This is a genomic window from Photorhabdus sp. RM96S (assembly GCF_042879335.1).
Classification (GTDB): Bacteria; Pseudomonadota; Gammaproteobacteria; order Enterobacterales; family Enterobacteriaceae; genus Photorhabdus; species Photorhabdus kayaii.
On sequence record NZ_JBHFKT010000006.1, the window covers coordinates 25,010 to 45,436 of the forward strand.

The 20,427-nt window shown below is 38.1% G+C and carries 23 protein-coding genes; 12 read left to right on the plus strand and 11 right to left on the minus strand.

The window, feature by feature from the left end:
• Positions 1 to 6: 6 nt before the first annotated feature.
• Positions 7 to 645 (plus strand): bifunctional nicotinamidase/pyrazinamidase, encoded by a 639-nt coding sequence (gene pncA / locus ACGF49_RS05150; protein ID WP_262978372.1) that lies wholly within the window; start codon positions 7 to 9, stop codon positions 643 to 645.
• 63 nt (positions 646 to 708) lie between these two features.
• Here the strand turns inward: pncA and ACGF49_RS05155 are convergent, their stop codons facing one another.
• Positions 709 to 978, minus strand: coding sequence for a YeaC family protein (locus tag ACGF49_RS05155; protein WP_112893898.1), 270 nt, complete (start codon positions 976 to 978; stop codon positions 709 to 711).
• 82 nt (positions 979 to 1,060) lie between these two features.
• On the minus strand, positions 1,061 to 1,471 hold the full coding sequence (msrB, locus tag ACGF49_RS05160) for a peptide-methionine (R)-S-oxide reductase MsrB (RefSeq protein ID WP_112875821.1): 411 nt from the start codon (positions 1,469 to 1,471) through the stop codon (positions 1,061 to 1,063).
• A 410-nt stretch (positions 1,472 to 1,881) separates the two neighbouring features.
• On the opposite strand from msrB, the gene gapA reads away from it, so the two are divergent.
• Positions 1,882 to 2,877 carry a glyceraldehyde-3-phosphate dehydrogenase gene (gene gapA / locus ACGF49_RS05165; RefSeq protein ID WP_113041288.1) on the plus strand — a complete coding sequence of 332 codons (996 nt, stop codon included), beginning with the start codon at positions 1,882 to 1,884 and terminating at the stop codon, positions 2,875 to 2,877.
• A gap of 100 nt (positions 2,878 to 2,977) precedes the next feature.
• Here the strand turns inward: gapA and ACGF49_RS05170 are convergent, their stop codons facing one another.
• The 4 genes from ACGF49_RS05170 to fadR form a co-directional block, all read right to left on the minus strand.
• Positions 2,978 to 3,730 carry a MipA/OmpV family protein gene (locus ACGF49_RS05170; RefSeq protein ID WP_228901586.1) on the minus strand — a complete coding sequence of 251 codons (753 nt, stop codon included), beginning with the start codon at positions 3,728 to 3,730 and terminating at the stop codon, positions 2,978 to 2,980.
• Positions 3,731 to 3,987: 257 nt separating this feature from the next.
• Positions 3,988 to 5,058, minus strand: a complete 1,071-nt coding sequence (dadX, locus tag ACGF49_RS05175; RefSeq protein ID WP_113041286.1) for a catabolic alanine racemase DadX — start codon at positions 5,056 to 5,058, stop codon at positions 3,988 to 3,990.
• Between the two features lie 7 nt (positions 5,059 to 5,065).
• Positions 5,066 to 6,376 (minus strand): D-amino acid dehydrogenase, encoded by a 1,311-nt coding sequence (locus ACGF49_RS05180; RefSeq protein ID WP_113041285.1) that lies wholly within the window; start codon positions 6,374 to 6,376, stop codon positions 5,066 to 5,068.
• A gap of 523 nt (positions 6,377 to 6,899) precedes the next feature.
• The gene (fadR, locus tag ACGF49_RS05185) at positions 6,900 to 7,619 is read right to left on the minus strand and encodes a fatty acid metabolism transcriptional regulator FadR (RefSeq protein WP_113041284.1); all 720 of its coding nucleotides are present in this window, start codon (positions 7,617 to 7,619) and stop codon (positions 6,900 to 6,902) included.
• 348 nt (positions 7,620 to 7,967) lie between these two features.
• Between fadR and nhaB the strand changes: the two genes are divergently transcribed.
• The 3 genes from nhaB (at position 7,968) to ACGF49_RS05200 (ending at position 10,424) form a co-directional block, all read left to right on the plus strand.
• Positions 7,968 to 9,515 (plus strand): sodium/proton antiporter NhaB, encoded by a 1,548-nt coding sequence (nhaB, locus tag ACGF49_RS05190; protein WP_113041283.1) that lies wholly within the window; start codon positions 7,968 to 7,970, stop codon positions 9,513 to 9,515.
• Between the two features lie 153 nt (positions 9,516 to 9,668).
• Entirely contained in the window at positions 9,669 to 10,178 is a 510-nt protein-coding gene (dsbB, locus tag ACGF49_RS05195) for a disulfide bond formation protein DsbB (RefSeq protein ID WP_113041282.1), read from the plus strand.
• A gap of 114 nt (positions 10,179 to 10,292) precedes the next feature.
• Complete coding sequence (locus ACGF49_RS05200; protein ID WP_262405116.1) at positions 10,293 to 10,424, plus strand: hypothetical protein; 132 nt, start codon at positions 10,293 to 10,295, stop codon at positions 10,422 to 10,424.
• Between the two features lie 8 nt (positions 10,425 to 10,432).
• On the opposite strand, the gene ACGF49_RS05205 is transcribed toward ACGF49_RS05200, so the two are convergent.
• The gene (locus ACGF49_RS05205) at positions 10,433 to 10,750 is read right to left on the minus strand and encodes a DUF333 domain-containing protein (RefSeq protein WP_113041281.1); all 318 of its coding nucleotides are present in this window, start codon (positions 10,748 to 10,750) and stop codon (positions 10,433 to 10,435) included.
• A gap of 53 nt (positions 10,751 to 10,803) precedes the next feature.
• Entirely contained in the window at positions 10,804 to 11,136 is a 333-nt protein-coding gene (locus ACGF49_RS05210; RefSeq protein WP_049581354.1) for a multidrug efflux SMR transporter, read from the minus strand.
• Positions 11,137 to 11,989: 853 nt separating this feature from the next.
• On the opposite strand from ACGF49_RS05210, the gene ACGF49_RS05215 reads away from it, so the two are divergent.
• Together ACGF49_RS05215 and ACGF49_RS05220 are read left to right on the plus strand one after the other, a co-directional pair.
• On the plus strand, positions 11,990 to 12,991 hold the full coding sequence (locus tag ACGF49_RS05215) for a hypothetical protein (RefSeq protein WP_262978374.1): 1,002 nt from the start codon (positions 11,990 to 11,992) through the stop codon (positions 12,989 to 12,991).
• Between the two features lies 1 nt (position 12,992).
• Positions 12,993 to 13,400: a hypothetical protein gene (locus ACGF49_RS05220; RefSeq protein WP_113041279.1), complete on the plus strand. Its 408-nt coding sequence runs from the start codon at positions 12,993 to 12,995 to the stop codon at positions 13,398 to 13,400.
• Positions 13,401 to 14,763: 1,363 nt separating this feature from the next.
• Here the strand turns inward: ACGF49_RS05220 and ACGF49_RS05225 are convergent.
• Positions 14,764 to 14,925, minus strand: a complete 162-nt coding sequence (locus tag ACGF49_RS05225) for a hypothetical protein (RefSeq protein ID WP_158536640.1) — start codon at positions 14,923 to 14,925, stop codon at positions 14,764 to 14,766.
• 40 nt (positions 14,926 to 14,965) lie between these two features.
• Complete coding sequence (locus ACGF49_RS05230; protein WP_011146791.1) at positions 14,966 to 15,445, minus strand: Hcp family type VI secretion system effector; 480 nt, start codon at positions 15,443 to 15,445, stop codon at positions 14,966 to 14,968.
• A 399-nt stretch (positions 15,446 to 15,844) separates the two neighbouring features.
• Between ACGF49_RS05230 and ACGF49_RS05235 the strand changes: the two genes are divergently transcribed.
• From ACGF49_RS05235 to ACGF49_RS05245, 3 genes are all read left to right on the plus strand, one after another.
• Positions 15,845 to 16,267, plus strand: coding sequence for a hypothetical protein (locus tag ACGF49_RS05235; RefSeq protein ID WP_387489985.1), 423 nt, complete (start codon positions 15,845 to 15,847; stop codon positions 16,265 to 16,267).
• A 56-nt stretch (positions 16,268 to 16,323) separates the two neighbouring features.
• Positions 16,324 to 16,845, plus strand: coding sequence for a hypothetical protein (locus tag ACGF49_RS05240; RefSeq protein ID WP_387489988.1), 522 nt, complete (start codon positions 16,324 to 16,326; stop codon positions 16,843 to 16,845).
• Positions 16,846 to 17,815: 970 nt separating this feature from the next.
• Positions 17,816 to 18,223, plus strand: a complete 408-nt coding sequence (locus ACGF49_RS05245) for a hypothetical protein (protein WP_387489990.1) — start codon at positions 17,816 to 17,818, stop codon at positions 18,221 to 18,223.
• Between the two features lie 210 nt (positions 18,224 to 18,433).
• Here the strand turns inward: ACGF49_RS05245 and ACGF49_RS05250 are convergent, their stop codons facing one another.
• Complete coding sequence (locus ACGF49_RS05250) at positions 18,434 to 18,757, minus strand: DUF4760 domain-containing protein (protein WP_324251602.1); 324 nt, start codon at positions 18,755 to 18,757, stop codon at positions 18,434 to 18,436.
• Here ACGF49_RS05250 and ACGF49_RS05255 point away from each other — a divergent pair.
• Positions 18,743 to 19,033 (plus strand): hypothetical protein, encoded by a 291-nt coding sequence (locus ACGF49_RS05255; protein WP_387489992.1) that lies wholly within the window; start codon positions 18,743 to 18,745, stop codon positions 19,031 to 19,033. The genes ACGF49_RS05250 and ACGF49_RS05255 overlap by 15 nt on opposite strands.
• 421 nt (positions 19,034 to 19,454) lie before the next feature.
• Complete coding sequence (ttcA, locus tag ACGF49_RS05260; protein WP_191214959.1) at positions 19,455 to 20,384, plus strand: tRNA 2-thiocytidine(32) synthetase TtcA; 930 nt, start codon at positions 19,455 to 19,457, stop codon at positions 20,382 to 20,384.
• The last annotated feature ends 43 nt before the right edge of the window (positions 20,385 to 20,427 follow it).

Here is a 20,427-nt window from a genome sequence, read left to right on the forward strand (position 1 = left end):
AAAGAGATGAAAACGGCCCTATTACTTATTGATCTACAGAACGACTTCTGTACCGGCGGTGCTTTAGCCGTAGAAGAGAGTGAACAAGTCATTGTTGCGGCAAATCAGGCAATGGCTATTTGTCTGAAACACAATATCAGCATTATTGCCAGCCAAGACTGGCATCCTGCTGAACATATGAGCTTTGCCGTAAATTCCGGCCAGAAGATCGGCGATATCGGTCTATTAAACGGTATTCCGCAAGTATGGTGGCCGGTACACTGCGTTCAAAATCAGCATGGCGCTGATTTCCATCCACAGCTAAACAAGCAGGCAATTGTTGAAATTTTCTACAAAGGAGAAAATCCACAGATCGATAGTTACAGTGCTTTCTTTGACAACGGCCGTCAGAATAAAACCCGGCTTGATGACTGGTTGCAAACACAGCAAATTGAACGTCTGTTTATTATTGGGATCGCCACTGACTATTGTGTGAAATTTACCGCGCTAGATGCGCTGGCATTAGGTTATGAAACCTGGGTCATTACGGATGGCTGTCGAGGGGTTAACCTTAGTCCAAATGATAGCCAATCAGCCTTCAAAGAGCTAAAAGAGCGAGGCGCTATATTGATAGAACTTGATCAACTAGAAGATACTCTTCTCTGATATCAATCCAAGGTCAGGCTGAGTTTTACACACTCAGCCTTTTCACACCTCATTTGCCAAAGATTATGGCTTGAATGTTGCCACCATTTTAGACTGAAAGATCGCTTTCAGTTCTTGTTTACTCTTCATCACCAACTGGCCGTCAGTACCAATCGTCATATGTTGCGGATCATGGTTATGCCTTGATTGCCATAGCATAATCATTTGCAAACTATGCTCTTTCTGCTCTACCGTTAGAGGCTCACCATCCTGCCATTTACCCAGTTCTACTGCCTGAACCAGGCGTTGATATATTTCTGGTGTCATTACAGATAACAGATCATCCAGTTCCATTGATATTTCCTCATTATTTTCCAGAATTAGCTGAAACGATTTTTTACGTAAACTAAGATTATGCTCGCAATAATAAAAACGATTAACCTACTGTTTTTTCGCCTGTATTTTCATCAGTAAAGCTTAATGCAACCGAGTTGATACAAAAACGCTCTCCTGTCGGCTGCGGTCCATCAGGGAACACATGCCCCAAATGAGCGTTACAATGACCGCAACGAACCTCAATACGATGCATATTGTGACTATCATCATCAAGATACTGCACTGCATCATGAGTGGCAGGCTGGTAAAAACTCGGCCAGCCACAACCAGAATCAAATTTAGTGTCAGACATAAATAACGGCTGCTCGCAGCACAAACAATGATACACGCCACTTTTCTTATTATGTAGCAATTTCCCTGAGAATGGCGGCTCTGTCCCGGCATTCTGGGTTACGTGACGCTGAATATCGGTTAGTTCTTTATAAAGGGAAACATCAGGATTCTTAGTCATAACGACCACCTTAATAATAAGACTCATGCTCTCAATAATAATTGATTAATAATAACAAAAAATTAACATTACATCAGTGGAATTTATTTTAAGTGGTTAACTGAATCTGTCTATACCCTATGTGACCGGGGTAAGTGAGTGCAGCCAACAAAGAGGCAACTTGAAAGATGACGGGTATATCCTACTATTTGTGATGTGACTCGCATATCTAACCAATTAACTTTCAATATCTGTCTGTGCCTTGATAATGATGGGCGGCTCGATTGCCAGTACCCTATAGCAAGCGTCTAAATGATGAACTCAAAGCTAATGTTTTTCAGCTATTGACACGATTCCGCTTGACGGCTGGCAAGGTTTTGGTAACTTTAGTAATAATTTTTAATTCACTAAAAAATAGCTGGTGGAACACTATGACTATCAAAGTAGGTATCAACGGTTTTGGTCGTATTGGCCGTATTGTTTTCCGTGCTGCACAAGAACGTTCAGACATCGAAATCGTTGCAATCAACGATTTGCTCGACGCCGAATACATGGCTTACATGCTGAAATACGATTCAACTCACGGTCGCTTCAACGGCACTGTTGAAGTAAAAGACGGCCACCTGATTGTTAACGGCAAAGCTATCCGCGTTACAGCAGAAAGAGATCCAGCTAACCTGAAATGGAATGAAGTAGGTGTTGATGTTGTTGCAGAAGCAACAGGTATTTTCCTGACTGACGAAACTGCACGTAAGCACATTGCCGCTGGTGCGAAAAAAGTTGTTCTGACCGGCCCATCCAAAGATGACACGCCTATGTTTGTTATGGGGGTTAATCACAAAACTTATGCAGGTCAGGAGATCGTTTCCAATGCTTCCTGTACCACTAACTGTCTGGCACCGCTGGCTAAAGTTATCAATGATAAATTCGTCATTGTTGAAGGTCTGATGACCACAGTTCACGCAACAACGGCAACTCAGAAAACCGTTGACGGTCCTTCTGCGAAAGATTGGCGTGGTGGTCGTGGCGCTGCTCAGAATATTATCCCATCATCTACCGGCGCAGCTAAAGCTGTGGGTAAAGTTATCCCTGAACTAAATGGTAAGCTGACTGGCATGGCTTTCCGCGTTCCTACGCCTAACGTATCTGTTGTTGATCTGACTGTACGTCTGGAAAAACCAGCCACTTATCAACAAATCTGCGATGCAATCAAAGATGCGGCTGAAGGTGAACTGAAAGGCGTGCTGGGTTACACCGAAGATGATGTCGTATCTAACGATTTCAATGGCGAAAAACTGACTTCTGTATTTGACGCAAAAGCAGGTATCGCTCTGAACGACAACTTTGTAAAACTGGTTTCCTGGTACGACAACGAAACCGGTTACTCTAACAAAGTTCTGGATCTGATTGCTCATATCTCCAAATAACTGAGTAATGACTTTGTCTGAAAAGAGCTGCCTTCCCCCGGCGGCTCTTTTATACCCTATAGATTTCAAGATGCATTGGGTATATTATCGCCGTGAGTAATTAAAAACTATATGTAACACCTGTCCAAACAATACTTGAATATGACTTATTAACCATTGGGCTATCTTTAATTTCACTCGGTAAACGCTCAACGCGCCCCATCATAAATACAGACCATTCCTGGTTAAATTTATAATTAGCAGATAATTCCAGATAGGGAGTCCAACTATCATCTGGAGTATATTTTTCTAGTCCGCTATGGCGTGATTCACTATCTTTAATACCATATTCATAACGATTTTGTTTTTTACTATTCCAAACCACACCTAATCCTGGTTGTAATGACCAATCATCACTTTTAAATTCATATAAATAACCTAAGTCAATCGTTATGCCTTTACTTTTACCCAAAGTATCCGCAGCAAAAGAGCTACGCAACGTTCCCCAATCTTCAATATGACGATAGCTAAAGCCGCCCATCATAGTATCATGGCGACGATCCAACTTTTTCATCTGCTTATCTTCATTATCTTTTGGGCGAAAATTTTGAGGATAGTAATAGACATCTAAAGATAGCTGATCTTTTGGTTGATTCCACAAATAATACCCGGCGGCTAAAGTATGAAAATAGAAATTGTCACTTTCATAATTAACCATTGGAACAAACAACACTTTATCTTTATTCTTTACCCCCTTATAAGGTGATGCCTCAGCTAAAACAGAGGCGCCAATTGACCACTGTCCCGCATAAGCTAAAGATGAAGAAAGACAAAAAGTGACGACTGTGGCTAAAATTTTAGCTTTGTTGATCATGATTAACTATTTCCTTTAAAACAATTATGCGATTAGCTATATCAAGTGTAAAAGATCATTTCCCTCATTTCCAAGTAATAACGTCCTATTTTGCCTTAAAAAGCACAATATGTTTAGTGCCCGCCTAATTATTCTGACAAAAATAGACAGATTAGAGAAAACAAAGATATATTAATTTAGCCAAAACGGTAACTTATTTACTGCAATAATACCAAACGGTGACGACTATTTGACACGCTACCTAGTATTTAACGACATCATATAGATACCGGGACCCGATTTGCCAATGCGCACAATAATTCATAGCCAATCGTTCCAGAGCTCTCCGCCACATCATCCACCGGCAAATTTTGCCCCCACAATTCAACACGACTGCCAATTTGGGCCTGCGGACAAGGCGTTAAATCCACCGACAACATGTCCATTGATACTGTACCTAATACTTGGGTCCTAACGCCATCGACAATAATCGGTGTTCCCGTCATTGCACAACGGGGATAACCATCAGCATAGCCACAGGCGACGATACCGACGCGCATAGGGCCTGACACTGTATATTTACTGCCATAACCTATTTTGTCTCCTGCCTTGAGATTCTGAATAGCAATAATCTCACTTTGCAGACTCATCACCGCTTTCAACCCAATATCGGCAATATCTTTCCACTTTCCACTCGGTGAGGCACCATAAAGCACGATACCGGGACGTACCCAATCTCTATGAGTTTGTGGATACCACAAAGAAGCAGCTGAATTAGCCAAACATTGAGAAATATCCAACCCCTGACTCACCGAATTAATAACGTTAAGTTGTTCAGTAACACCGATCTCCTTATTATCCGCATTCGCAAAATGTGACATTAACGTTATTTGCCCAATTTGCCGGATACCTCTTGCTAATGATAAAACCGCGCTATATTGATCCACAGGAAATCCCAATCGATTCATACCGCTATTGAGTTTGAGGTAAATATTGATGGGTTTACTCAAATTGGCTGCTTCTATTGCTTCAAGTTGCCAATGGCTATGCACTACCGTTGTCAACTGATATTCATCAATTATTGGCAAATCTTCCGGTTTGAAAAACCCTTCCAATAGTAAGATTGCCCCCTGCCACCCCTGCTCCCGCAATAAAATCGCTTCATGAAAATCAAGTAAAGCAAATCCATCAGCCTGATCAAGATACCGCCATATACAATGCAGACCATGCCCATAAGCATTTGCTTTAACAACAGCCCAGATTTTACTATTACCGACCTTATTACGAATAATCGCCAGATTATTTTCCAATGCATCAAGATGGATCGTTGCCGAAATCGGACGTGGCATATTCTATTTAGCCTCTCAGTTCAGTGTGTAATTGATGGCTAAATGGCACCAATTTTGTATTAAAACCATTAAAATAACGAAATACTGATAAATCATCAGATGCAATGGCAGGCTTTTTACCCGAAATAATATCAGCCAGCAATTGACTGGAACCGCATGCCATTGTCCATCCCAATGTACCATGCCCTGTATTTAGGTAGAGATTGTGATATTCAGTCGGCCCAACAATTGGCGTACCATCTGGTGTCATTGGACGTAATCCTGTCCAAAAATGAGTCTGAGTAATATCGCCACCGCCTGGATAAAGGTCTTGCACCACCATTTTCAATGTTTCATAACGTGCTTTAAGCAGATTCAAATTGAAACCGACAACTTCTGCCATTCCACCCACACGAATACGGTTATCAAACCGGGTAATCGCAATTTTGTAGGTTTCATCCAATGCAGTAGATACCGGAGCCCGTTGTGCATCGACAATAGGCATAGTTAATGAATAACCTTTCAGTGGATATACTGGAATTTTGACAAGACCTTTCAGTAATTCAGTGGAATAAGCTCCCATTGCAACAACATAGTTATCTGCTGTCATAACACCATCTTCGCACTGGACGCCGGTAATCCGATGCCCTTCCACCAATAACTGTTTGACCTGTTTATTAAACAGAAACGTTACGCCTGCCGCTTCTGCCATTTTTGCCAACTCTTTAGTAAAAAGCTGACAATCACCCGTTTCGTCGTTCGGTAATTGTAAGCCCCCCGTCAGTTTGTCAGCGACATGTGCCAATGCCGGCTCTACTGTCGCTAGCTTATCTGCCGTTAATAAATTGTAAGGAACACCTTCCTGTTCAAGAACGGCGATGTCATTCACGGCATTATCAAACTGCTTATTGGTGCGGAATAATTGAAGCGTGCCCCCCTGCCGCCCTTCGTATTGAATACCCGTATCGGCCCTCAATTGTTTGATACAGTCACGGCTGTACTCTGCCAGTCGTACCATCCGGCTCTTATTTATCGCATAGTGACTTGCATCACAATTACGCAGCATCTGCCACATCCAGCGTAACTGAAACAACGATCCATCTGGACGAATAGCCAATGGAGCATGACGTTGAAACATCCATTTAACCGCTTTCAATGGAATACCCGGCGCTCCCCATGGGGTCGCGTATCCCGGCGAGATCTGCCCGGCATTAGCCGCACTGGTTTCCTCAGCAGCACTTCCCTGGCGATCAATGACAGTGACTTCATGACCTTGCTGTACCAAATACCAGGCACTGGTTACACCAATAACACCACTACCTAAAATAAGGATTTTCATCATGGCCCCCGGACGATTTAAAATTTTAGGCAAGCATAATATGCTGGTTATAAAAAACCAATATAGAACAATCATCGGTCACGTCAATAATCTACATTTATGATTTAGGTCACAATTAGATTACATTTATGCAACAGGCTTATTTGTGATTTATACATACCCAACTTATGAAAATTAATATTAAAATCATAAAATTAAGATAATAATTACGATATGAAACACATGCTAATTATTTCATATCAAGTTATTATTCTGAGTTTTTCGGTGAAAAAAATGAATCAATTAAACAACCACAAGATACCAACAACCATCAATTAATCAAAATAAAAACCCAATAAAAAACCAAAAAATCAGAATAATATTCTGAAATAGAGACATTAACAATTGGCTTGAGATTGAATGAGAAAAAAGAAACAAAACGCCCGGTACAGAGTATTCTGCACCGGGTCAATTTAAAATAATTTTGATTTGAAACGACTAGATCGGATAAGGCCTGGGATTAAGTAAAAATACTAACGAGATATCAGCGACGCACTTCAGACAAATCACTTGGCATCGTACTTTGCATACTGTGCCAAATGATACCGCTCTCTTTACCATAGTTACGTACACATTCCATAACGTTATCGTAAGATTTATCACGACATAATATCACCAGTTGCTGATAAAAATTCAGCGCCAATTTACGCGCCTCAGGATTAGAGAAGTAATAACGTCCTATACGGGTATATAGCCCTTTCAACCCATTGATAATAAGGCCATAAATTGGATTACCTGAAGCAAAAGCCAAACCACGGAAAATATCATAATCTAGCATACTAAACGACTCTGAATTATCTTCCACATGCTCTTTTTCTGCCAATACTTCCAATGATTTCCCCGGATTGTGCTTAAAAGCCGTGCGAATAAATATCGCCGCAATATTCGTTCTCACCGCCAGTAGGTTATCAATCAACTCAGGAACGCGATCGTGATCAAGACGGGCCAGAGTCTCTAAAATATTAAGACCCGATGTTTCCCAAAAGTTATTCACTTTTGTTGGTTTGCCATGCTGAATAGTTAACCATCCATCACGAGCCAAACGCTGCAATACTTCACGCAGGGTGGTCCTTGTCACACCAATTAACTCAGATAATTCACGTTCTGCCGGAAGAATGGAGCCTGGAGGAAAACGGCCGTTCCATATACTCTCAATAATATACTCTTCCGCAAAACCTGCGGGACTTTGAGCCTTAATGACCATATTTTTATTATTCCAACGTGATTTTTTCAACTAATAATAGACGAAATTATATCAGAATACGCAACTTCAATATAGCTATGTAGTCTAGAAAGCGTAAAGGCGGCCATGAAAAAAAAGCGTACTAATGCTTAGTTATATACCCTATGGATTTCAAGATGCATCGCGACGGCAAGGGAGCGAATCCCCGGGAGCATAGATAACTATGTGACCGGGGTGAGTGAGTGCAGCCAACAAAGAGGCAACTTGAAAGATAACGGGTATACCTCATTTCCCTTAAAACATTCTGTATAAAAGCGTACTATTGTTTAAAGAACACAATTTTACGAATTTAGAGGAACTTTAATTGCAATGGAAACCAGTATCCTAAAAACAGCGGTAAAAAACTTTCTCGGCAACTCGCCAGATTGGTATAAGCTAGCTATCACCATCTTTCTCATCACCAACCCATTGATATTCTTCTTTATTAATCCATTTGTCGCAGGCTGGCTGCTTGTTATCGAATTTATCTTTACTTTAGCAATGGCACTTAAATGTTACCCGCTACAACCAGGTGGCCTGTTGGCAATTGAAGCGGTCATTATCGGCATGACCTCACCTCAACAAGTTGGTCATGAAATTGCTAATAACTTGGAAGTTATACTGTTGCTGATATTTATGGTCGCAGGAATTTACTTTATGAAGCAATTACTCTTATTTGCTTTCACCAAACTCCTGCTCTCCATAAAATCTAAGCGTATGCTTGCCTTAGCATTCTGCCTAGCCAGCGCATTCCTGTCAGCATTTCTTGATGCCCTAACCGTGATCGCGGTAGTTATTAGTGTTTCCCTTGGTTTTTATTCTATCTACAACAACTTCATTACTGAGCAGCATGATGTAATTAATACTAAATATGACAATGGTACTGATATAGCAAAAAAGAAACAAACTCTTGAACAGTTTCGCGCTTTTTTGCGCAGTCTGATGATGCATGCAGGTATAGGTACTGCACTCGGTGGTGTAATGACGATGGTAGGAGAACCCCAAAATCTGATTATCGCCAAAAACGTTAATTGGGATTTTGTCACCTTCTTTATTCGCATGGCTCCAATTACCCTACCTGTCTTTATCTGCGGGCTGCTAGTCTGTTTTCTGGTCGAACACTTTAAATTGTTCGGTTATGGTACAGAATTGCCAGAACGCGTCCGACAGGTATTGGAAGATTACGATAAAAAAACCAGCGCAAAACGAACACGTAAAGAAAAAGCACAGCTTATTGCTCAAGCGCTAATCGGTATATGGCTCATTGTCGCACTGGCATTTCATCTGGCAGAAGTTGGTCTAATTGGCCTTTCAGTCATCATTCTAACTACGTCGTTCTGTGGTATTACCGAAGAACATGCACTGGGTAAAGCATTTGAAGAAGCACTACCCTTCACGGCATTACTAACCGTTTTCTTTTCTATCGTTGCAGTCATTGTTGATCAGCAACTGTTTACGCCATTTATTCAGTTCGTATTACAGGTTTCTGAAACTTCCCAACTTTCCCTGTTCTATCTGTTCAATGGCTTACTCTCATCAGTATCAGATAACGTGTTTGTCGGTACGGTTTATATCAATGAAGCAAGAGCGGCTATGCAAGAGGGCCTGATTTCACATAAACAATTTGAATATCTGGCTGTTGCGATTAATACCGGCACAAACCTGCCTTCCGTTGCCACACCTAACGGACAAGCCGCATTTCTGTTCTTGTTGACGTCGACATTATCACCATTGATTCGTTTATCTTATGGCCGCATGGTGATAATGGCATTACCTTATACTATTGTCATGACGCTGGTCGGTTTGCTGTGTGTAGAATTTCTGCTAATTCCAGTCACTGACATGATGGTTCATTGGGGCTTAATTGCTTTGCCATAACCAACCCATGCCGTATTGAGCAATGATTACGCTCAATACGGTTTTATTTTTCCCCGGAAAAGCCAGATTTACCTTAATTGACTTTTTTTGTTACCTGTAAATCGGCAAAATAGGCGCTCAATTGTTTATCTTAATCTGCATGGAAAAACGGAAATGATGCGATTTTTGAACCACTGTTCACAAGGACGAAGCGCATGGCTATTAATGATTTTGACTGCCCTAATACTAGAAAGCTCGGCATTATATTTTCAACATGCGATGAAATTACAACCCTGCGTGATGTGTATTTATGAACGGGTTGCTCTGTTTGGTGTGTTGGGCGCTGGGATATTAGGTGTAATCGCACCAAAAACGCCGTTACGCTGGCTGGCTATTATTTTGTGGGCCTACAGTGCCTGGAGTGGCCTGCAACTCGCATGGGAACATACTATGATGCAGTTGCACCCTTCTCCATTTAATACCTGTGATTTCTTCGTAAACTTCCCTTCATGGTTGGCGTTAAACCAATGGCTTCCTTCTGTATTCGAAGCTACAGGTGATTGTTCAGTAAGACAATGGCAATTCCTGACCTTAGAGATGCCACAATGGCTAGTCGGTATTTTTGCTGCTTATTTAGTTACTGCTGTACTCGTATTAATCAGCCAATTTTTTATTCGTAAATAATTACCAACTCAGACAGGTGAAAATGATTGTCTGATGAATCAAATATATACCCTATGGATTTCAAGATGCATCGCGACGGCAAGGGAGTGAATCCCCGGGAGCATAGGTAACTATGTGACCGGGGTGAGCGAGTGCAGCCAACAAAGAAGCAACTTGAAAGATGACGGGTATACTCGCAGAATTATGCCCAAGGCTCCTATAACCGGAAATCCGAACGGCATGTTCTGCACATATCAAGTTGGTTAATTTCTACCTCAAATTGATGCACAAGAACCTTGCAACAATGCCCTTTCATCACAACGCTTACCATTTACCAACTGGCAAACAGGTATTTGCGCACCATTTAATTGTATTGCGAATGCAGGCATACCACCCACATCAGAACAAATTGCTCTGGCATTGTCCCTAAGAGCAACTTCTGGTTGAAAATTTTTTGGTTGAAAGTATTGTATCCCCTGATATTGGGTGGATGTTTTCCCTGTCTGGCGACTACAACCAGCTAATACAGCAAGACTAAAGAGTACTCCTAATAAGACTGTTTGGCATCCTTTCTTATTACTGGCGTTTAACATATCTCTTCTCCAGAAAACGATTCAGGGAAAACAGGAACACTATTAATTGTTAATTAATGTGCACTGCTGTTAGAAAGCAGGTTTATTACCATTACACCAGCAACAATAAGAGCCATACCTAAAATAGCCGCCCAATCCAGCTTCTGCTGATATAAAAATATCGCGGCAACAGAAACCAACACAATACCCAAGCCAGACCATATGGCGTAAGCGATTCCTAATGGCACAACTTTGACTACCTGAGATAACCCCCAGAAAGCGATACCGTATCCAACAATGACCAGTATAGAAGGGAATAATTTACTAAACCCATCAGAGGCTTTTAATGAAGCCGTTGCTATAACTTCAGCAACAATTGCCATTGCTAAATATACAAATCCATTCATATCTTTACTCTCGCTATAGTAGAAAAAATAAATCGACCAACATTAATAGACAAAAACGGATTGAATCTATCACAAACGCTTTAAGGTGTAACGTAACAAAATTGATATATTTCGTTCCTTAAATCCAATTCAAACCTTATTTGCTACCTGTTCAACAGAAGTACTGTACAGGCAGGAAAATCGTTGGAGATATTTTACAAGGAATATAGAAAAGCGCTAATGATAGGTTATCGCTTTGAGATTTAGATCAGACTCATTCGTACGATACCCTTTAGGATTTCTAAGAAAACATAGCGCGGTAGAATTAAAAACCGGTAGAAATATAAGTTAAAAATAATCCTATACCTTATGGATTTCAAGATGGATCGCGGCGGCAAGGGAGTGAATCCCCGGGAGCATAGATAACGATGTGAGCGAGTGCAGCCAACAAAGAGGCAACTTGAAAGATGACGGGTATAAATCATATTTGCCATAAATTACACCTAGTTAATTTACCTTATGTTCAAGTTCTCATTCTGGGTTGTTTTCCTTTGATTTCAATAAAAGAATTGTAATGAATCGTTAATTGTCTTATATAAATGTAAATATTGTCGGCTTGTAGTCAGACTAAATATATAACAAATTCCTCTCACTATTTCTATCCTTTATCACAGAAAAAACCGTATATTAATCAATATAAACAGACAAAGTCAGATTGAATCTATACATCACCTAAACTCCTATGAATTCTCACTCTGTAGGGATTAGCAACCCATTTATCATATATTGAAGATAATCCGATTATCTGATTAAGTTATGTTACCTAACGTTGAACCAACATGTTAAAAGCTACCACAGGAACAAATAGAGTATTATGAAAAGAAACATTCAACCCGGTTTCTGTGTCGTACAGCAACCTGGAGGATTGAGTTTTCAAGCAAGTCTGTTATTCAGCCATTCAAATAGCGAAGCGGCCCGCTATTTTATGGAATTAAATTCAAATTACCGATTCCTAAAACCGGGACAAATCCTGCTGGTGGCAGATCCAGACGCTTATAATCCGCCGCATATCATACAGCTATTGAAACAATCTCAGTATGAAGTCAACCAATCCGTTTCAGCTCTGCCTAATGAATATGCTGCGTTTTTGCATCGCCATTTTGGCCTGTTTCACTATGTACTTGATCAAGGAGGAACCTTAGTTGGTACCGCATCATCACTGGGTAACTCTTATTTTTCTCAAATTAAAAAAAATCTGTCAAAGTTACAGAAGCTTTATCAAAGAGAATATCGGTTAAATGGGCTAAACCGAAAATTTGCCAGTCCCGAGTTTTATGTAGAAAGACAACTGATTATGGGTAACTTAAAGGGATTATTGAATAAAGTTGGCCGACTCTCTTTGAAAATCGATCAACATCCTAATTTAAAACATGCGCTAAAGTTATCAACCAAAGCCATTGCTCACCAATGGGATAAAGCAGGGATTGGCGCAATAAAGGGATATAGTCAAACAATTATACAAAGTGAAAAAATGGTTAAATGGATGAAATATGGTGGCCGGGTTGCCATTGGTCTGGATTTTGTTGATACCACCGGACAGGTTATTGATGCCTGCAACTATGGGCAAACAAGACAATGTGAAAAAGTGGCCGTCAAGGAATATAGTAAATTTTCAGGTAGAACAATCGGAGGAGCAGTCTTTGGTTATGCTGGTGGAATTGCCGCAGACGCAGCATGTGTTGCTCTTGGTGCTACAACTGGGGGATTAGTTGCTGGAATTTGCATGATGGGTGGTGGTCTTGCAGGTGGTTATGCCGGTAGTAAAGGTGGAGAATGGTTCCTTGAACTTATTGTTGAATCTTCAATGGGACTTTAATATGAATAGAATCACTTTCATCATCTTGGTTATTTCTTGCGCTTCTTTTATTGGTTTTTTCATTATATCAGCAGCTATTTACAAAATAAATCAAAAAAAGATGGATAAAATTATTGAATTATATATGGAAAAAGGTTTTTGTTTATCATCAGGAGCATACATGGGGCATTTTATGGGTATTCACGGTCAATTTTATACTGCCGCATTTTTCTATAAATTATTAACAGGAAAAAGAATAAGAATAAATAGACCTAATAGTAAATATATGCCACAAGAGTCTTACGATTTCATTCAAAATTTACCCCCCAATTTAACTCACTGGATAAAAATATGTTTCATTACCATCAATATAAGTGTTGCATTTTTTATTATATCAATGGCAATATGCCTATTTCAAAAATACGCTTAATCATACTAAAAATTCAATGGGACTTTAATGTGAACATAATCACTCTTATTATTTTAATTATATTTTACATCTCTTCAACAATTATCCTTCTTATATCAATAGCCATTTACAAAATAAACCAAAAAAAGATGGATAAAATTATTGAATTATATATAGAAGAAGGATTTTATTTACCAACAGGCATAACAATACAACGCTTCGGAAGGATGCGTGATCAGTTTCAAGTCGTTATGTTCTTCTACAGGCTGTTAACTGGAAAAAAAATGAAAAAAATCATCCTGATAGCAAATATATGCACCAAGAATCTTATGATTTTATTCAAAATCTACCCTCCAGCTTAACTCATTGGATAAAAATATATATCATTACCACTTATATAGGTGGAGCATTATTTTTTACATCAACAATAATAGTCTTAATTCAAAAACATTATTCATTGTGCTAAATGGATATGTGTGGCTGTCGGTAGTGTAGTAGGTGGAGTTGCCGGAAGCAAAGCAAGAGATTTCTTAATCGATAAAATAGTAAGTGAATAACATGAATATCTTAATTAATACAGTTAACTTTATCATGCTTTCTTTATTTTTAGTTAGTATGTTTTTGTTACTATCTTTATTCGTTTTTTATGGAATAAATAAAAAATCCTTCACAGAAATTATAGACGAATATATACAAAATGGGTTTTTTATCCCACAAATTATATATGTAATATCGTTTTCCGGTTTCTATGGGAGTTATTATCTATCATGTTTTTTCTACCAGATAATAACTATAAGAAAGACTATAATATCTCGTGCTTTTATAGGCAATTCCATCCCGCAAGAAGCATATGAGTTCGCAAAGAGTATACCTAAAAAACTTGCATCAATAATGATTATCTATTATCATTTATTTTCTGCCTCTATATTCTTATTCATTTTAAGCTGTCTACTTCTCTTGTTATACAAGTATTTAACGAATACATAAAACACACCCTATTAATTAAAATACCAATGGGAAATTAACATAAACAGTTCAACTCTTATCATTATGACTATCCTTTACATTTCATTTTTTGTTTTTTTAGTTGTCTCAATCATTATTTACAAAATAAATCAGAGCAAGATGTATAAAATTATTGAATCATATATAGAAAAAGGGATTTATTTATCAGTAGCTGTAAAGCTGGGCCGTTTTTTGGGTGTTTATGGTCAGTTTCAAGTTGCTATTTATTTATCAATTACTAATCGAAAAAATGAGAATAAATAAACCTGATAGTAAATACATGCATCAATAATATTACAATTTTATTCAACGCTTACCTTCCAATATTAATTCACTGAATAAAAGTATATTGCCATTAATATAGGATGGACACTCTTCCTTATATCAATGGCAATATATACCCGTCATCTTTCAAGTTGCCTCTTTGTTGGCTGCACTCACTCACCCCGGTCACATCGTTACCTATGCTCCCGGGGATTCGCTCCCTTGCCGTCGCGATGCATCTTGAAATCCATAGGGTATACTTATTTAAAAAATACACTTATATCCCAACCAAAATATAAGCGTATAAACTGCATTTATCAATAAACCATCTCATCCCAAATACAATATCCTGATGTTCCCGCCATATGATGCCGACAAGTAATATTAACATACTGAACTGAAATAACTTCCTCCGGCTGGCCGTTATTATCATTAATAACATGCGGACAATTAACATTTAAATCACAAATTTTTGCCCCAGTGAGCAAGATGGAATAAAAAAGTTCCTGTGAACCTATTTGAGAAGTCCGATAAATATCAAATGTCAACTCCAATCTTTCATGATTAGCTGCCGCTATCATTAACAATGGGGAAGATTTATCTAATAGTTTAATGAAGTTTACCGGCTGATAATTAACATTCTGAGCAACTGTCAGACCATGATTAAATTGCAACACCATAATTTGATTTTCATGTCCATGCTGATACCGATTACCAATGGAATCCAAAGTCGAACATCCTTGAGAAATAAGCCCCTGAGATTCACCTTTTATCGTCACATAAATCATATTTGCCATAACTATACCTACTTAATTTACCTTATGTTCAAGTTCTCATTCTGAGTTATTTTCCTTTGATTTCAATAAAATAATTGTAATTTCCATAAGATAATTGTAACAAATTGTTAATTATCTTATATAAATGTAAATATTGAAGGCTCGTAGTCAGACCAAATATATAAACAAATTCCATTCACTATTACTATCCTTTAGCAAAGAAAAAACTGCAAATTAATCAATATCAACCGACAACATCAGATTGAATTTATACATCACCGACTCCCTATAAATTCTCACTCTGTAGAGATTAGAAACCCATTTATTATATGTTGAAAATAATCCGATTATCTGATTAAGTTATGTCATCTAACGTCAGGCCAACATGTTAAAAGCTACCACAGGAACAAATAGAGTATTATGAAAAGAAACATTCAACCCGGTTTCTGTGTCGTACAGCAACCGGGAGGATTAAGTTTTCAAGCCAGTCTGTTATTCAGCCATTCAAATAGCGAAGCGGCTCGCTATTTTATGGCATTAAATTCAAATTACCGATTCCTGAAACCGGGGCAAATTCTGCTGGTAGCAGATCCAGATTCCTATAATCCCCCGCATATCATACAGCTATTAAAACAATCTCAGTATGAAGTCAACCAATCCGTTTCAGCTCTGCCTAATGAATATGCTGTGTTTTTGCATCGTCATTTTGGCCTGTTTCACTATGTACTTGATCAAGGAGGAACCTTGGTTGGTACCGCATCATCACTGGGTAACACTTATTTCTCCCAAATCAAAAAAATCTGTCAAAGTTACAGAAGCTTTATCAAAGAGAATATCGGTTAAATGGGCTAAACCGAAAATTTGCCAGTCCCGAGTTTTATGTAGAAAGACAACTGATTATGGGTAACTTAAAGGGATTATTAAATAAAGTTGGCCGACTCTCTTTGAAAATCGACCAACATCCTAATTTAAAACATGCGCTAAAATTATCAACCAAAGCCATTGCTCACCAATGGGATAAAGCAGGGATTGGCGCGATAAAGGGATATAGTCATATAATCACCCGCAGTGCTAAAATGGTTAAATGGATGAAATATGGTGGCTGGGTTGCAATCGGCTTAGACTTTACCGATACCACCGGCCAGGTTATTGATGCCTGTAATTATGGGCAGACCGGAAAATGTGAAAAAGTGGCTATCAAAGAATATAGTAAATTTGTTGGTAGAACGGGTGGTGGGATGGCCATAGGATATGGTGGCACTATGGCAGCAGGAGCAGCATGTGTTGCTCTTGGAGCTGCAACAGGAGGTTTAGTTGCCGGACTTTGCATGGTTGGTGGCGGTTTAGCAGGAGGCTATGTTGGAAGTAAAGGTGGCGAAAAGGCTGCTGAATTCGTTGTAGATTCGTTTATTGGAAATTGACTATGTGCATATTGGATTTGGTAATGACCATATGTTTTTTCTTATCTATTTTATTTTTGGTTATATCAATAGCCATTTACAAAATAAACCAAAAAAAGATGGATAAAATTATTGAATTATATATAGAAGAAGGACTTTATTTACCAACAGGCATAATAATACAACGCTTCGGAAGGATGCGTGATCAGATTCACGTCGTTTTGTTCTTCTACATGCTGTTAACTGGAAAAAAAATGAAGATAAATCAGCCTGATAGTAAATACATGCACCAAGAATCTTATTACTTTATTCAAAATCTACCCTCCAGTTTAACGCATTGGATGAAAACATGCATCATTATCACTTATATAGGTGTAGCATTTGCTCTCATATTAACAATAATAATATTAATTCAAAAATATTATTCATCGTGCTAAATGGATATGCGTAGCTGTCTGTAGTGTAGTAGGTGGAGTTGCCGGAAGCAAAGCAGGAGATCTTTTAATAGACAAAATAGTAAGTAAATAACATGAACATCTTAATTAATACAGTTAACTTTATCATGATTTCTTTATTTTTAGTTAGTATGTTTTTGTTGCCATCTTTATTCGTTTTTTATGGAATAAATAAAAAATCCTTCATAGAAATCAGAGGCGAATATATACAAAATGGTTTTTTTATACCACAAATTATATATGTAATATCGTTTTCTGGCTTCTATGGGAGTTATTATCTATCATGTTTCCTCTACCAGATAATAACTAGAAGAAAGACTATAATATCTCGTGCTTTTATAGGTAATTCCATCCCGCAAGAAGCATATGAGTTCGCAAAGAGTATACCTAAAAAACTTGCATCAATAATGATTATCTATTATTATTTATTCTCTATATTCTTATTCATCTTAAGCTGTCTACTTCTCTTGTTATACAAGAATTTAACGAATACATAAAACACACCCTATTGATTAAAACACAAACAGGAAATTAACATGAACAGATTAACTCTTATCATTATGACTATCCTTTATATTTTATTTCTTGTTTTTTTAGTTGTGTCAATCATTATTTACAAAATAAATCAGAGTAAAATGGATGAAATTATTGAATCATATATAGGAAAGGGACTTTATTTATCAGCAGGCGTAAAGTTTGGCCGTTTTTGGGGTGTTTATGGTCAGTTTCAAGTTGCTATGTTTTTTTACCAATTACTCATTGGAAAAATAATAAGAATCAATGAAAAGGATAGTAAATATATGTATAAAGAGTCCTACGATTTTATTCAGCGATTACCGAAAAATATGACAAATTGGTTAAAGATCTATATTTTGACTAACTCCATCAGCATATTATCCTTCTCTATTGGAATGATATTTTTTTTATATTTCAAATACACCTGACAGACTACAAGCTTATATTTAACATTTAATTTAAATATAAATATAAACAGAGTCACATATATCATCTTATTTATTTCTTACATTTCATTATATATTTTTATGATTATCTCTATAGCTATTTACAAAATAAATCAAAAAAATTTCACTCACAAAAAAGCCTGCCGAAACAAGCTGATTAAAGATAAAAAAACCGAGTGAGACGGGTCTATCTTATTTTCTATTGATTTTCAACGGATCTTTTTGCCACTTTCTAGCAAGCCACTCATATTCTTGGTAATAAGTTTGGCTATTAAATTTCTCTCTCAAAGCTTTTATAAAAGGTTCTACTATCTCAAAGTTTTTAACTGCCGTACTATACAGTACTTCCTTTAACATACATTCATCATAAATGTTATTTTTTACGTTAACTGATACCCTTTCAAAAAAGTTAAGAAAATAGTGAATGCGCCTTCTGTCTTCAACGTTTTCTTCTGTTAGATCTTCGTCATAGACATAAGATCTAAAGGACCTACCTGACTCATGGATTTTTCTGATAACTTTGTGACTCTACTTTCAGAAAGAAAAATAGCCGTCTGTGACTTTCTAGCCGTTTTTGAGTTACTTGTTATGGCACATATAGCAACAATTACACCGATAGTTACTGCAAATGCACTTATCTATTTGGGCGATGGCCGTCGCATATTGCCAATTTTCACTCAAAATAATCGAACTTTCTGCTGCCATATCATCATCCTTAAAAAAGCGGAGGCTCTGCTCCGCTTTTCGCTTAACCTGTCCATTACCTGTATACTCTACTATTTTAATGGTTAAACCCATTCGAATTCATCACAAATAAATCTTTTCATCATCTACACCTCTCTTGTTTAGTAGATACCAGTAAAGGTTTACATAGGTAACAATCCCATTTGTCATGGGTACTACATGGCTCACCGGTTTTTTATCAAATTGATGTCACTTAACATGATATAAATTTATATCACCTAACGTGATAATAGTTCGATTGAACCCCTAGTTCAACAAATTTAACAACCAGAGTTTTGATTTTCATCTCCATTCTGATACCGGTTATCAACAGAATTTAGAGTATGGACGATCTTCATCTTCCATACAGAAAAAACTGTCAATCCATCCGCATCAACAGGTAAAAACGGACGGAAGCTATCACAAACTCTTTAAGGTGTTAAGGTAACAAAAATGGTATACTCCACCGCCTAAATCCCATTTAAATATTATTTACAGAGCGTCCGTGGTGGATCAGAAACAACAATATAACCTGAACAAATTACAGAAGCGCTTACGCCGTGATGTCGGTCAAGCAATCGCTGATTTCAATATGATTGAGGAAGGCGATCGCATTATGGTCTGCCTTTCTGGTGGTAAAGACAGCTATACCCTGCTGTCCATCCTGCAAAATCTGCAAAAAAGTGCTCCGGTTAATTTTTCACTTGTTGCAGTTAATCTGGATCAGAAACAACCCGGTTTTCCTGAGCATATCCTTCCCGCTTATCTGGATGAACTGGGTGTCGAATATAAAATTGTCGAAGAAAACACTTATGGCATAGTGAAAGAGAAGATACCCGAAGGTAAAACAACTTGTTCTCTTTGTTCCCGCCTACGCCGTGGCATCTTATATCGCACTGCCACTGAGTTGGGCGCAACGAAAATTGCATTAGGCCATCACCGTGATGATATTTTGCAAACCTTATTTCTCAATATGTTTTATGGCGGCAAACTAAAAGGTATGCCACCAAAGTTGATGAGTGATGATGGTAAACATATTGTCATTCGCCCTCTCGCTTATTGCCGCGAGAAAGATATTGAGCGCTATGCAACCGCCAAAGCATTCCCGATCATTCCTTGTAATCTCTGTGGTTCGCAACCCAATTTGCAACGCCAGGTTATCAAGGATATGTTACGGGAATGGGATAAGCGTTATCCGGGCAGAATTGAAACCATGTTTCGTGCGGTACAAAATGTCGTTCCATCACATCTCAGCGATTTTAATCTATTCGATTTTAAAAATATCACTCACGACAGCGAAATTATCGATGGTGGCGATCTCGCCTTTGACCGCGAGGAATTACCCATACAACCCGTTGTTGATATAGAAGATCAACCCGATTATCAATCAGAACGGCTGGATATCATTGAAGTCAAATAGTTATTCCGCTCTGGATATACTTCAGAGCGTTAATTTCTGCTTC